Origin of the sequence: Microbispora sp. CSR-4, assembly GCF_008033685.1 — a bacterium.
In the GTDB taxonomy this organism is placed as follows: Bacteria; Actinomycetota; Actinomycetes; order Streptosporangiales; family Streptosporangiaceae; genus Microbispora.
This window is the reverse complement of sequence record NZ_VJVX01000040.1, coordinates 37,849-50,427: the sequence shown is the minus strand read 5'-3', so window position 1 is coordinate 50,427 and position 12,579 is coordinate 37,849. Positions and strand designations below refer to the sequence as shown.

At 72.7% G+C, this 12,579-nt stretch carries 11 protein-coding genes; 5 read left to right on the top strand and 6 right to left on the bottom strand.

What is annotated here, in order from left to right; translation table 11 throughout:
- Positions 1-56: 56 nt before the first annotated feature.
- From lsrF to FLV34_RS26195, 5 genes are read right to left on the bottom strand one after another with little or no spacing between them, the layout of a single operon-like run.
- Positions 57-944, bottom strand: a complete 888-nt coding sequence (lsrF, locus tag FLV34_RS26215) for a 3-hydroxy-5-phosphonooxypentane-2,4-dione thiolase (protein WP_147944353.1) — start codon at positions 942-944, stop codon at positions 57-59.
- A complete protein-coding gene (locus FLV34_RS26210; protein ID WP_142650481.1) occupies positions 937-1,962 on the bottom strand; it encodes an ABC transporter permease in 1,026 nt (341 codons plus the stop codon). The genes lsrF and FLV34_RS26210 overlap by 8 nt, the downstream gene beginning before the upstream one ends.
- Complete coding sequence (locus FLV34_RS26205) at positions 1,959-2,918, bottom strand: ABC transporter permease (protein ID WP_142650482.1); 960 nt, start codon at positions 2,916-2,918, stop codon at positions 1,959-1,961. Before FLV34_RS26205 ends, FLV34_RS26210 begins: the two co-directional genes overlap by 4 nt.
- Positions 2,918-4,429, bottom strand: coding sequence for a sugar ABC transporter ATP-binding protein (locus tag FLV34_RS26200; RefSeq protein WP_142650483.1), 1,512 nt, complete (start codon positions 4,427-4,429; stop codon positions 2,918-2,920). Before FLV34_RS26200 ends, FLV34_RS26205 begins: the two co-directional genes overlap by 1 nt.
- Before the next feature lie 48 nt (positions 4,430-4,477).
- Entirely contained in the window at positions 4,478-5,593 is a 1,116-nt protein-coding gene (locus FLV34_RS26195) for an ABC transporter substrate-binding protein (RefSeq protein WP_261985909.1), read from the bottom strand.
- 253 nt (positions 5,594-5,846) lie between these two features.
- Here FLV34_RS26195 and FLV34_RS26190 point away from each other — a divergent pair, with 253 nt between their 5' ends.
- A complete protein-coding gene (locus FLV34_RS26190) occupies positions 5,847-6,584 on the top strand; it encodes a GntR family transcriptional regulator (protein ID WP_142650521.1) in 738 nt (245 codons plus the stop codon).
- Positions 6,585-6,596: 12 nt separating this feature from the next.
- Here the strand turns inward: FLV34_RS26190 and FLV34_RS26185 are convergent, their stop codons facing one another.
- Positions 6,597-8,054 carry a PucR family transcriptional regulator gene (locus tag FLV34_RS26185; protein ID WP_147944352.1) on the bottom strand — a complete coding sequence of 486 codons (1,458 nt, stop codon included), beginning with the start codon at positions 8,052-8,054 and terminating at the stop codon, positions 6,597-6,599.
- A 93-nt stretch (positions 8,055-8,147) separates the two neighbouring features.
- Here FLV34_RS26185 and FLV34_RS26180 point away from each other — a divergent pair, with 93 nt between their 5' ends.
- The 4 genes from FLV34_RS26180 to speB are packed head-to-tail and all read left to right on the top strand — an operon-like array spanning position 8,148 to position 12,564.
- Positions 8,148-9,575: a cytosine permease gene (locus tag FLV34_RS26180; protein WP_147944351.1), complete on the top strand. Its 1,428-nt coding sequence runs from the start codon at positions 8,148-8,150 to the stop codon at positions 9,573-9,575.
- A gap of 33 nt (positions 9,576-9,608) precedes the next feature.
- Complete coding sequence (locus FLV34_RS26175) at positions 9,609-10,799, top strand: alcohol dehydrogenase catalytic domain-containing protein (protein ID WP_147944350.1); 1,191 nt, start codon at positions 9,609-9,611, stop codon at positions 10,797-10,799.
- Positions 10,796-11,623: a nitrilase-related carbon-nitrogen hydrolase gene (locus tag FLV34_RS26170; protein WP_205830817.1), complete on the top strand. Its 828-nt coding sequence runs from the start codon at positions 10,796-10,798 to the stop codon at positions 11,621-11,623. The genes FLV34_RS26175 and FLV34_RS26170 overlap by 4 nt, the downstream gene beginning before the upstream one ends.
- Positions 11,620-12,564 carry an agmatinase gene (gene speB, locus FLV34_RS26165; RefSeq protein ID WP_147944349.1) on the top strand — a complete coding sequence of 315 codons (945 nt, stop codon included), beginning with the start codon at positions 11,620-11,622 and terminating at the stop codon, positions 12,562-12,564. The genes FLV34_RS26170 and speB overlap by 4 nt, the downstream gene beginning before the upstream one ends.
- Positions 12,565-12,579: the final 15 nt, after the last annotated feature.

The following is a 12,579-nucleotide window of genomic DNA, read 5'->3' as shown; positions in this document are numbered from 1 at the left end:
CCCGGAGGGTGACGGGCGCGGGTCCGCGGGCGGACCCGCGCCGGAGAAGGATCGGACTAGGCGGCGGAGCCGCGCGCCCTCTCCTTGTAGATCTCGTACGCCTCCTCGGGCTTGAGCCCGTCGTGCACGACCGCGCGGACCGCGGCGAGCATGCCGGCGGGGCTGTCGCTCTGGAAGATGTTGCGGCCCATGTCGACGCCGGCGGCGCCCTCCTGGATCGACCGGTAGGCCATCGTCAGGGCGTCGATCTCGGGCAGCTTCTTGCCCCCCGCGACGATGATCGGCACCGGGCAGCTCGCGGTGACGGTCTCGAAGCCCTCCTCGACGTAGTACGTCTTGACGATGTGGGCGCCCATCTCGGCGCTGATCCGGGTCGCGAGGCGGAAGTAGCGGGCGTCGCGGACCATGTCCTTGCCGACGGCGGTGACGCCGAGCACGGCGACGCCGTGCCGCTGACCGGCGTCCACGAGCGCGGCCAGGTTGGCGACCGACCGCGACTCGTGCTCGCCGCCGATGAACACCTGGATGGCGACGGCGGCGGCGTTGAGGCGCAGCGCGTCCTCCATGTCGAGCGCGATGTGCTCGTCGGACAGCTCGCGCAGGATGCTCGGGCCGCCGCTGGCGCGCAGCACGATCCCGGCGTCGGTGGTCGCGGGGATGCTGGTGCGCAGCGCGCCGCGGGTCATCATGATCGCGTCGGCGTCCGGGATGAGCGGGGCGATCCGGGTGTCGAGGCGCTCCAGCCCGGCCATCGGGCCCACGAAGTAGCCGTGGTCGAACGCCAGCATGACCGTGCGCCCGGTGTCCGGCCGGAAGATGCGCGACAGGCGGTTGCGCAGGCCCCAGTCCTGCCCGTGCGCGCCCTTGACGTGGAAGCCGCTCGCCGCGGGCCCGGCGGACGTCCCGAAGTCGCGGGCGTCGAGCAGGCCGTCGGTGTCAGCCATCAGTGTCGTCTCCTGTACTAGTGGTGGTGGCGGTCGCGGTGCGCGATCGCCGTCTGAACAGAGATGCCGTACGGTCGCCTCCACCGGCGAGGAAGAGGACGAAGAGCACCAGGCCGCCCTTGAGCAGGTTCTGCGCCGCGGTGCTCCAGCCGACGAGGTTGACCAGTCCGTCAAGCAGGATGAAGAAGACGGACGCGCCCCACACGCCCACCGGGACCGCGCGACCGCCGGAGATGAGCGTGCCGCCGATGACCACAACGGCCACGGAGTCGAGCAGGTAGCGGGTGCCGAGATCGGCCGAGGGCGCGATGTAGGCGGCGAGCAGCGCGCCGGTCAGCCCGGCCAGCGCCCCGCTGAGCAGGTAGGTCGCCCCGATGATCCGGGCGACCGGGATGCCGGCCCGCTCGGCCGCCCGGCGGCTCTGGCCCACCGCGATCAGCGACCGGCCGTAGACCGTGCGGCGCAGCAGCGCAACGACGAGCACGGTCAGCACCGCGATCGCGAGCGCGAGGAGCGGGATGCCGACAGGGCGCAGGTTGAGCGCCGAGCGCAGACCGGGGTCTGGCACGGCGGTGAAGCCGTTGGCCGTCGACAGCGTGATCGACGAGGCGACGAGCCCCGCGGCCAGCGTGGCGATGATCGGGGGGACGGACAGGCCAAGGATGGCCACGGCGCTGACCGCCGCGACGAGGACGCCGACGCCGATCCCCGAGAGGATCCCCACGGCCGCGGAGCCGGTCGCGGAGGCCGCCGCCACCGAGACGAACCCGGCGAGCGAGATGACCGACCCCACCGACACGTCGATGTTGCCGGGGCCCGCGCTGATGACCAGCATCTGCCCAAGCCCGACGATGACGAGGTACGGCGCGAGCGACAGGGCGAGGGAGACGGTCTGCCCGCCGCCCTGGCCCGAGATGGCCAGGATCACCAGCCACACGAGCGCGGCGGAGGCGAAGCCCCAAATCCAGGGGGCACCGTTCCAGGGGCCGCTCCACTGGCGGGTCACGCGGATGTTCATCGCAACACCTTCCCCACGACGACGCGGCCCGCGAGCACGGCCAGGACGATCACGCCTTGCACGGCGGACTGCATGTCGGATCGGACGTCGAGCAGGCTGAGAACCACGCTGACCAGCCCCAGCGTCACTCCGCCGATCGCGGCGCCCCACGGCACGGCGTTGCCGCCGGAGAAGGAGCCCCCGCCGAGGATCACCGCGGCCACGGTTGTGAGCGTGTAGCTGGAGGCCGACGACACGTCTCCGCCGCCGGTCTGGGAGGCCAGGACGAGGCCGGACAGCACGCCGAGCGCGCCCGCCGTCGCGTAGGCGACGACGCGGGACGTGAGCGGCCGCAGGCCGGCCCGCCGCAGCGCGACCGGGTTGCTGCCCAGACCGCGCATCCGCACGCCTGCGGCGCTGCGTGCGGTGAGCAGGTAGACCACCAGCGCGACGACCAGGATCGGCAGCAGCGGCGCCGGGAAGCCCGCGGGTTGCCATGCGCCGAACGACGCCAGCCACCCGGGGGTCATGCCGCCCGGCGTCGGCAGCAGGAACAGGCCGAGCCCGAGCCAGACGAACGAGGCGCCGAGGGTCGCGATCAGCGCCGGCACCTCGCGCAGGTGGATGAGCAGGCCGAGCACGGCGTACGCCGCGACCAGCCCGATCAGGACGAGCACGCCGAGGAGAGGGGACGACACCAGCAGGGTGGCGGAGACCACCGTGATCAGGCCGACGAAGTTGCCGATCCCGAGGTCGATGTCGCCGACGGCCATGAGCGTCATCTGCGCCTGCGTGGCGATCACCAGCGGGACGGTCGCGGACAGGACCAGCGTGAGGCCCTCCACGGTCAGCACACCCGGCTGGAGCGACGAGCAGACGCAGAGCATCGCGACCAGGGCGACGGCGCTGACCGCGGCCGGGGCCGAGCGGCGCATCCGCGCGCGGTCGGGCAGCGCCGGGGCGAGAAGCTGGGCCATCAGTCGTTTCCTCCGTCCTCGTTGAAGGAGACGGCGATGATGCGTTCCTCGGAGATCTCCTCGCCGGTCAGTTCGGCCACGATCCGGCCGGCACGGAAGACGTAAACCCGGTCGCAGTGGGCCATCTCGGCGTTCTCGCTGGAGTACCAGACGATGCTCCGGCCCTTCGCCGCCTCATCCCTGATGAGGCGGTACAGATCGGTCTTGGTGTGCACGTCCACGCCCCGGAACGGGTCGTCGAGCAGCACGAGCCCGGAGGCGGAGGCGAAGGCGCGGGCGACGATGACCTTCTGCTGGTTGCCGCCGCTCAGCTCGGTGATCCCGGCCTCCGCGCCGCCCCTGATGGCGAGGCGCTTCACCCAGTCACCGACCACCGCGCGCTCCTCGGCCGGGCGGCGCAGCCCCCGGCGGGCGATGCCGCGCAGCGCGGTCACGATCAGGTTGTCGCCCACGCTCCACAGGGGCAGGACGCCCGAGCGTTGCCGGTCGCCCGGCACGTACGCCCGCGTCACGTTCACCGTGGTGTCGCGCCGCACCGGTCGCCACAGGCGTTCGAGCACTTCCTGCTGGCCCTGGCCGGCCAGCCCGGCGAGGCCCACGACCTCGCCCTTGCCGACCCGCAGGGTGACCTCCCGCAGGCCGGGTCCGATGGCGCCGCGCAGCTCGGCCACCGTCTCCCGCGCCGCGGCCCCGGCGGCGGCCGTCCGTGTGCCGGTCGCCGAGGGAGCGGCGACGTGGGCGCCCATCAGCTCGAGGACGTCCGGCTCGCCGAGCCCGGCGGCCGGCCGTTCCGCGGTGACCGCACCGTCGCGCAGCACGGCCACCCGGTCGGCCACCGAGAGGACCTCGCGGATGCGGTGCGAGATGAGCAGCACGGCGGTGCCGGCCCCGGTCAGCCTGCGCACGTAGGCGTACAGCGACCGGGCGGCGTCCGGGCCGAGCGACTCGGTGGGTTCGTCGAGGATCAGCAGGTCGAGCCGGTCCACCAGGCAGGCCCGGGCGATCTCCACCATCTGGCGCCGGGCCAGCGACAGGTCCTCAACCCGGTCACGCGGGGAGACGCCGTGGCCGGGAAACATCTCGTCGAGGCGGCGGCGCACCGCGTCGCTCGCCGCCCGCCGCCACCGCAGGCGGGGCAGGCAGTGCCGCGAGGACACCCACATGTTCTCCGCCACGGTGAGGTCGGGGCACAGTGACGTCTCCTGGTAGGCCATCCGCACCGACCGGAAGTCCCCGGCGGAGGCCTTCCTCCCGTGCACGAGGACCGTGCCCGTGTCGCAGGCCTCCAGCCCGGCGAGCACGCGCATGAGCGTGCTCTTGCCCGCGCCGTTGTGACCGACCAGCCCGAGCACCTCGCCCGCGCGGACCTCCAGGTCCACGCCCGTCAGGGCCCGGGTGCGCCCGTACGCCTTGGTCACGCCCCTGGCAGTGACGACGGGCGGCCGGGCGGCCGGTCCGGTGCCCGTCTGCGGCGGCGCCGTGCCGCCGGCCGGGAGATTGTCGACGTGCATGCCCGGTCTCCTCCGTCTCCTCCGTGCCGTGGTCGTTGCGAAGCCGGGTCAGCTCGCGGCCGACGGGATCGGCGGCTGGATCGGCTTGCCGCCGGTCTTCACGGCCTCCACCTGCTGCCGGAACAGCTCCCGGGTCCACGGCCAGGCGGCGTACTCGTCGGGCTTGAGCACCGAGGCCCAGGCGTCGCGGTCCTTCTGCTCGATCAGGACGATCGGGAAGGTCATCTGCTTGGGCACGTCCTTGCCGTCGAGCAGGTCCAGGGCCTCCCAGAGCGCGGCGACCGACTGGCCGGGGTCGGACATGACCGCGACCGAGCCGTTGTCGATCTTGTTGTCCCGCCAGTAGCTCAGCGCGCGGCCGTTGGTCTCGAAGTCGACCGCGGGCACGGGCTTGCCCGCCGTGGCGAACGCCTGGGCCACGCCGTAGCCGTCGCCGCAGCCGATGACGCCGTCGACCTTCGGCACGCTGGACAGCACGCCGAGCACGGCCTTCTGCGCGGTGGCGCCGTCGCACATGCCGGTGACCGTCGCCACGGTCTTCACCCCGGGGTAGCCCGCGAGGATCTTCTTGGTCGTGTCGAGCATCTCGGCCTCGGGCTGGGAGCCGACCACGCCGCGGCTCACGATGACCGAGCCCTTGCCGCCGATGCCTTCGAGCAGCGGCTTGGCGGCGTACGTCGCCCAGTCCACGAAGCTGTTCTGCAGCACGTGGGCGCAGGGCGCGTCGATGGCGGAGTCGAAGACCACGACCTTGACGCCGGCCGTACAGGCCTGCTGGATCACCGGCTGCAGCGCGGTGGGCGAGGCGGGGTCGATGAGCAGCGCGTCGGGCTTCTGCAGCAGCAGGCTCTTGATCTGGGCGACCTGCTCGGTCGCCGAGTTCTCGCCCGGCGCGTTCACGACCTTGTACTTGCCGATCAGCCCGTCGGCCTTGGCCTGCTCGGCGGCGGCCTCGAACTTGGCGATCATCGTCTGCCGCCAGCCGTTGCCGATGAAGCCGTTGCTCAGTGCGATGAAGGGCTTGTCACCGCCGCCGCCCGCGGTCCCGCCAGCGGCGTCCGCGGTGGCGCTACCGGAGCCGGAGCCGCAGCCCGCGGCCAGTACGGCGAAAGCGGAGATCGCCGCGGCGGAGGCGGCGCGCCAGGACCGGCGTGTGGGACGCATGTGCATGGTGTCTCCAGACAGAGCGGGTTCGCGAGGGGGGAGAGTCGGCGTCAAGGCTTCGCTCGATCGACCTGTCATTACAGGCCTGTAGTGACAAGCAAACTAGGCGGGCGTTACGGGCCTGTCAAGAGCGTGTTTTCGGTCGCCTCGGACCGCCAGTGACGATTAATCTTGGTAACAGCCGGGCCAACTTGTAGTTACAGGTTCGAGTGGGGCATCCTGCTGCGGTGCCGCCGAGGAGGTTCCCGTGACGATGACCTATCCGCCTCTCAACCGCGACGGGGCGGAACCGCTGTGGATGCAGCTCATGCGGGCGTTGCGCGCGGAGATCGAGAGCGGCGTGCGCGGGCCCGATCAGCCGCTGCCGTCCGAGGCCGAGCTGAGCGACCTGTTCGGCGTCTCCCGCACGGTCGTCAGGGAGGCGCTGCGTGAGCTGGTCCAGCAACGCCTGATCTACAAGGTAAAGGGCAAGGGAGCCTTCGTCGCGCCCCGCAAGACCGAGCTGAGGTTCGTCGGATCGATGTCAGGGTCGGCCGACGACCTGCGGGAGTCGGGGCGCCGGGTGACCACGCAGACCGTCCGCCAGGCGCTCGGCGAGGCCGACGAGCGGGAGGCCGCGCTCCTGCGCATACCGCTGGGGGAGCAGGTCGTCCGGCTGCGCAGGCTCCGCCGGGTCGACGGCCAGCCGTGGCTGCTCGTCGACACCGCCCTGCCCGCCCGGCTCGTCCCCGGGCTCGAACGCGCCATCATGGAGAACCAGTCGCTGTACGACGTGCTGCGCCGCCGGTATGGCATCGAGCCCGCCGCGGCCGACCGCTGGATCGAGGCGGTCTTCCCCAACCGGGAGGACGCGGCCCTGCTCGAGGTGTCCACCTCGACGCCTCTGCTCGGCATCGAGTCGGTCGCGTGGCTGGAGGACAACACCAGGTTCGAGGCGTACTACGCCCTCCACCGAAGCGACCAGACGCGCTTCTACGTCGGCATCCGCTGACCTGCCGGGCGTTCAGACCCGGCCGAGCTGTCCCGCGGCGCGGAGGGCCAGCCACACCTCGGCGAAGTCGCCCGTCGCCGACAGGTCGCGCCCGGTGAGCGCCCCGAACCGGCGCAGCCGGTACGCCAGCGTGTTGGGGTGCACGTGCAGGGCCCGCGCGGCGTCGTCGACGCGGCGGTCACGCTCCATCCAGGTCCGCACCGACGCGACCAGTTCGGATCCGTGCTCGGCGTCATACCGCAGGACGTCACCGAGCACGTGCTCGACGAGGGCGGTCAGCACGCCCACGTCGGCGGGCAGCCACCGGCCGGTGGTGTCCGCGCCGTAGGCGACCAGCGGCCGGCCCGACTCGGCGGCGCGGGAGGCCGCCCACAGCGCCTCGCGCTGGGCGACCCGCAGCGACGATCCGGGTGCGATAGCGCGGCTGACACCGGCCGCGATCCCGGGCACCGCCTCCAGCTCCGCCGTGTCGGCGTCCGCCGCCGTCAGCACGTACAGGTCGCTCTGCCGGCGGAGCATGAGGTGCGGATGCTCGCCGAGCGCCTGTACGACGGCGTCGTCGGCGGCGTCGCGCACCACGAGCAGCACGACGTCGCGGTCGGCCGCCAGGCCCGCCAGGGCGAGCCTGCGCCGCGCGGTCTCCGGGTCGAGCACGTCCTGCAGCAGCTCGGCCAGCGTCTCCGCGCCCTGCCGCCGCAGCGTCTCGCGTTCGCTGCGCACCATGGCCACCCGCAGGGCGGCGACGGTCGCGATGTGCTGGACGACGGCGAGCCCGGCGGGCCTGGCGCCCTCCCGCTCGAAGGCGACCAGGAACCCGGCGGGACCGCCGGGAGCGGGGACGGGGAGCGCGAATCCGCCGGGGATCGTCGGCGGGGCCTCCAGCGAGGCGGGCAGGCGTACGCCCGGCGGGGGCGCCGGCACGCCGGGCAGCAGCGGGCGGCCCTGCGGCGTGGTCAGGTAGATGTCGTAGCCCGACAGTCGTTCGAGCCGCCGGAACAGTCCGGCCGTGTCCAGGCTCTCCGAGGCGAGCCAGCGCAGCGCGCCGAACACCTGGAGCTGTGCCCCGAGCCGCTGCCGGGCGTCCGCCTGCACCGCGGCCGCGACCTCCTGGGCGATGGCGATGAACGGCACGGCCAGCGGCACCTCAAGCACGGGGAATCCGCGGTCCTCGGCGGCGTCGAGGAAGGCTCGGCGCAGCGGGGGGACGTGCAGGCCCGCGCTGAGCGCGAGCGCGGCCACCCCGGCGTCGTCGAGCCGTTCCAGGTACGCGCGCTGGGCGGCGGCCGCGCGCGGCACTCCGATGCCGGTGGTCATGATGACCTCGGCTCCGAGCAGCCAGGGCGTGGGGTCCTCCAGCTCGCTGACGTGGGCCCACGACACCGACCTGCCGAGTCCGCGCTCGCCCGCCAGCACTTTCAGCTGCAGCGCGGGGGAGCGCACCAGGTCTTCCACCGTGTTGTGCCCGTCCACAACGTCCAGCCTATTTCCGGTGATTGACCCAATTGTTCTGATTTGGGGCCGTTAGGCACACTCAAGCCATCTCCCCCCGACCTGGAGGAATGTATGACGACGGCTGCCCCCTCCGCCTCGCCCGGCGCCATCGAGGTCCGTTCGATCGACTACGTCCCGGAGGGCGAGCGGCACGGCAAGGTCTGGCACCAGGGCCCGTTCTGGTTCTGCGGCAACTTCCAGCCGTACACCGTCGCGATCGGTTTCGTCGGCCCGGCGATGGGGCTGCCGCTCGGCTGGACCTCGCTGGCGAGCACGCTCGGCATCCTGTTCGGCACCTTCTTCATGGCCTTCCACGCCTCGCAGGGCCCCTGGCTCGGGCTGCCCCAGATGGTGCAGTCGCGGGCCCAGCTCGGATATCGCGGCGTCATCCTGGCACTCGCCGGCACGCTCTTCACGTACGTCGGCTTCAACGTCATCGACACGGTCATCATCGACAACGGCCTCAACGCGGTGTTCGGCTGGAGCAAGCCGGTGATCGGGATCGTCATCACCGTGGTGGCCGCGGTGCTGGCCATCTACGGCTACGACTGGCTCCACCGGGCGTTCCAGGTGCTGTTCTGGATCTCGCTGCCGCTGTGGCTCGTGCTGACCGCCGTCATCCTGTTCGGGGGCGCGGGCGGGCAGGCGGCCCCTTCCTCCGGCGGCTTCACCTGGGTCGCCTTCATGGTCCAGTTCGCGGTCGCCGCCTCGTACAACATCACCTACGCGCCGTACGTCTCGGACTACTCGCGCTATCTGCCCCGGCGCACCAAGACCTCGCACATCGTGTGGTCGGTCTTCTGCGGCGCCGCGGCCTCGCCGCTGTGGCTGATCCCGATCGGCGCGTGGATGGCCACCCGGCTCGGCGTCACCGACACGCTCGTCGGCATCCACGACGCGGGCGAGAACGTGTTCACCGGCCTCGGCAGCGTGCTCACGGTAGTGTCCGTGCTCGTGCTGGTCGCGACCATGGGCCTCAACGCCTACAGCGGCATGCTGACCGTCGTCACCGCCGTCGACACCCTGCGGCCGGTGCGGCCGACCCGCTCGATCAGGATCGTCACCGTCGTCGTGCTGGCCGTGGTGTGGGCGCTCGTGGGGATGCTGCTCATCGGCGACTTCTCCACCGCCTTCACCAACGTGCAGCTGATCATGCTGTACGTGCTCGTGCCGTGGACGGCCGTCAACCTGGTCGACTACTTCTTCGTACGGCGCGGCCACTACGCGATCACGCACCTTTTCCGCAAGGACGGCATCTACGGCATGTGGGCGTGGCGCGGGCTGGTCTCCTACCTGCTTGGCCTGGCCGCGATGGTTCCCTTCGTGGTGCTCAGCTTCTTCACCGGCCCGGTGGCCGAGGCCATGGGCGGCGTCGACATCGCGTTCGCCGTCGGGCTGATCGTCGGCGGCGGCGTCTACCTGCTGCTGTGCCGCACGCTCGACGTCTCGTCCGAGGAGGGCGTCGTCGCGGCCAGCGAGCGCGAGCTCGCCGCGTCCTGAACCCCGCCGGATGTCGTCCGAGGAAGGAATCACATGACCGTCACCAACGCGGCCGTCCTCGTGCCGGGGCAGGGCCTGCGAAGCCGGGTGTTGCGCCTGGCCGACCCCCGGGACGACCAGGTCCTCGTCCGTATCGAGGCGAGCGGCGTCTGCCACTCCGACCTGCACGTCCTCGACGGGGACTGGCCGGTCGAGGAGCCGATCGTCCTGGGACACGAGGGCGCGGGCGTGGTCGAGGCCGTCGGCCCTGCCGTACGCGACGTCAGGCCCGGCGACCACGTCGTGCTGTCGTGGTTCGCGCCGTGCCGCCGCTGCGAGGCGTGCGCAGCCGGCCGTGCCTGGCTGTGCTCGAACACCAAGGCCGTGTCCAACACGCTGCCGGACGGCTCGACCCCGCTGTCCGACGAGGACGGCACGCCCGTGCTGCCCTTCCTCGGGCTCGGCACGTTCTCCGAATATGCCGTGGTGCCCGAGACCGCCGCGATCGTCGTTCCGGACGAGGTGCCGTTCCCGGTGGGGGCGCTGATCGGGTGCGCCGTGACGACCGGGGTCGGGGCCGCAGTGCACACGGCGGGGGTGCGGCCGGGCGAGTCGGCCGTCGTCATCGGCTGCGGAGGCGTCGGGCAGGCGGTCGTGCTCGGCCTCGGCCTGGCCGGCGCCCAGCCGGTCGTCGCCGTCGACCTGTCGGACCGGCGGCTCGGCCTTGCCCGGGAGCTCGGCGCCACGCACACCCTGCGCGGTGACGACCCGGCGCTGGCGGAGAAGGTGCTGGAGATCACCGGCGGGGCGCATCACGCGTTCGAGGCCATCGGCCGGGCCGCCACGATCGAGGCGCTGCCCGGGCTGCTGCGCGCGGGAGGCAACGCGGTGCTCGTCGGCATGACCGCGCTCGGCACGCGGGTCTCCTTCGACCCGTTCGACCTCGCCGACCAGGGCAAGAACATCCTCGGCTGCAACTACGGCTCCAGCGTGCCCGCGGTCGACTTCCCCCGGCTGGCGAGCCTCTACCTGTCCGGGCGCCTGCCGCTCGACCGGCTGGTCGGCGCCGAGGCCGGGCTCGCCGGCCTGCCCGCGGCCTTCGCCGACCTGCGCGCCGGCACCGGCCTGCGCACGGTCGTACGGCCGGGGGCGCCCGCGGGGACGTCCGCGGGGACGTCCGCGGGGACGGACACATGGACGGACACAGGGGCGAACGCGGGGACGAACGAGGGGGTGCGGTCGTGACGCGGGTCGCGGTGGCGCAGCTCCCGCTGCGGGTGGGCGAGCCGGAGGCGAACCGCGCCGCCGCCGAGGCGGCGATCAGGGAGGCGGCCGAGGCCGGCGCCCGGCTGGTGGTGCTGCCCGAGCTGGTCAACAGCGGCTACGTCTTCACCGGAGCCGAGGAGGCCAGGAGTCTCGCCGAGCCCGCCGACGGCCCCACCGTGACCGGATGGCGGCGGCTGGCCCGCGACCACGACCTCGTGATCGTCGGCGGGTTCTGCGAGCTGGACGGCGGTGCCGTACGCAACAGTCAGGTCATGGTCGACGCCACCGGCACCAGGGCCGTCTATCGCAAGGCCCACCTGTGGCACGACGAGCAGGACGTGTTCGTCCCCGGCGACGAGCCGGCCCCGGTCGTCGGGACCACGCTCGGCCGGATCGGCATGATGGTCTGCTATGACCTGGAGTTCCCCGAGTGGGTGCGGTCCGTGGGCCTCGCGGGGGCCGACCTGCTCGCCGTCTCCACCAACTGGCCCGCCTCGCCCGTCCCCGAAGGGGAGCGCCCGGTGCTGGTCGCCTTCGCCCAGATCGCCGCGGCGGCCAACCGCATGTTCGTCGCCGTGGCCGACAGGTGCGGGGTGGAGCGCGGCGTCGGCTGGGTCTGCGGCACCTCCCTGATCGGTCCCGACGGCTATCCCCTGGCGGGCCCCGTGCTGCGGGACGGGCCCGCCGTGCTGGTCGCCGACTGCGATCTCGCGCACGCGCGGGACAAGGCCACCGGCCCCCGCAACGACGTCCATCGTGACCGGCGGACCGACCTCTACTGGAAGGAAGAGCGCACGCCATGACAGAGCCCCGGGGACCCGTCGACTCCTCCCGGATCCCTCGATTCGCCGGACCGGCCACGTTCGCGCGGCTGCCGCGGCTGGACGAGGTCGGGCACGCCGACGTCGCGGTGGTGGGCGTCCCGTTCGACGGCGGGGTCTCCTACCGCCCGGGCGCCCGGTTCGGCCCTGCGGCCGTCCGGGAGGCCAGCCGCCTGCTCCGGCCGTACCATCCGGGCCTGGACGTCTCGCCGTTCGCCACGGTCCAGGTGGCGGACGCGGGCGACATCGCGTGCAACCCGTTCGACATCCGCGAGGCCGTCGAGACGGTGGAGGAGTCCGCCTCCGGGCTCATGGACGGAGGCACGAAGCTTGTCACCATCGGCGGCGACCACACGATCGCGCTGCCGCTGCTGCGCGCGGCCGCCCGGCGGCACGGCCCGGTCGCGCTGCTGCACTTCGACGCGCACCTCGACACCTGGGACACCTACTTCGGGGCTGAGTACACGCACGGCACGCCGTTCCGCCGTGCGGTCGAGGAGGGCATCCTCGACACCGAGGCGGTCTGCCACGTCGGCACCCGCGGCCCGCTGTACGGCAAGAAGGACCTGGAGGACGACCGGCGCCTCGGCTTCGGCATCGTGACCAGCGCCGACGTGCTGCGCCGGGGCGTGGACGAGATCGCCGACGCGCTGCGGCAGCGCATCGGCGGCCGGCCGCTCTATCTGTCGATCGACATCGACGTGCTCGACCCGGCGCACGCGCCCGGCACCGGCACCCCCGAGGCGGGCGGCCTGACCAGCCGGGAGCTGCTGGAGATCCTGCGCGGCCTGGCCGGCTGCGACATCGTCGGCGCGGACGTGGTCGAGGTCGCCCCGGCGTACGACCACGCGGAGATCACCTCGGTCGCGGCCTCCCACGTGGCCTACGATCTGATCGGCCTGCTCGCGCTGGGGAAGGCCTGACGCCAGGGGGAGAAG

What these genes read in the sequence shown, in the direction of transcription:
- lsrF (WP_147944353.1), bottom strand. Translation starts at nt 944, where the DNA reads ATGGCTGACACCGACGGCCTGCTCGACGCCCGCGACTTCGGGACGTCC.
- FLV34_RS26210 (WP_142650481.1), bottom strand. Translation starts at nt 1,962, where the DNA reads ATGAACATCCGCGTGACCCGCCAGTGGAGCGGCCCCTGGAACGGTGCC.
- FLV34_RS26205 (WP_142650482.1), bottom strand. Translation starts at nt 2,918, where the DNA reads ATGGCCCAGCTTCTCGCCCCGGCGCTGCCCGACCGCGCGCGGATGCGC.
- FLV34_RS26200 (WP_142650483.1), bottom strand. Translation starts at nt 4,429, where the DNA reads ATGCACGTCGACAATCTCCCGGCCGGCGGCACGGCGCCGCCGCAGACG.
- FLV34_RS26195 (WP_261985909.1), bottom strand. Translation starts at nt 5,593, where the DNA reads ATGCGTCCCACACGCCGGTCCTGGCGCGCCGCCTCCGCCGCGGCGATC.
- FLV34_RS26190 (WP_142650521.1), top strand. Translation starts at nt 5,847, where the DNA reads ATGACCTATCCGCCTCTCAACCGCGACGGGGCGGAACCGCTGTGGATG.
- FLV34_RS26180 (WP_147944351.1), top strand. Translation starts at nt 8,148, where the DNA reads ATGACGACGGCTGCCCCCTCCGCCTCGCCCGGCGCCATCGAGGTCCGT.
- FLV34_RS26175 (WP_147944350.1), top strand. Translation starts at nt 9,609, where the DNA reads ATGACCGTCACCAACGCGGCCGTCCTCGTGCCGGGGCAGGGCCTGCGA.
- speB (WP_147944349.1), top strand. Translation starts at nt 11,620, where the DNA reads ATGACAGAGCCCCGGGGACCCGTCGACTCCTCCCGGATCCCTCGATTC.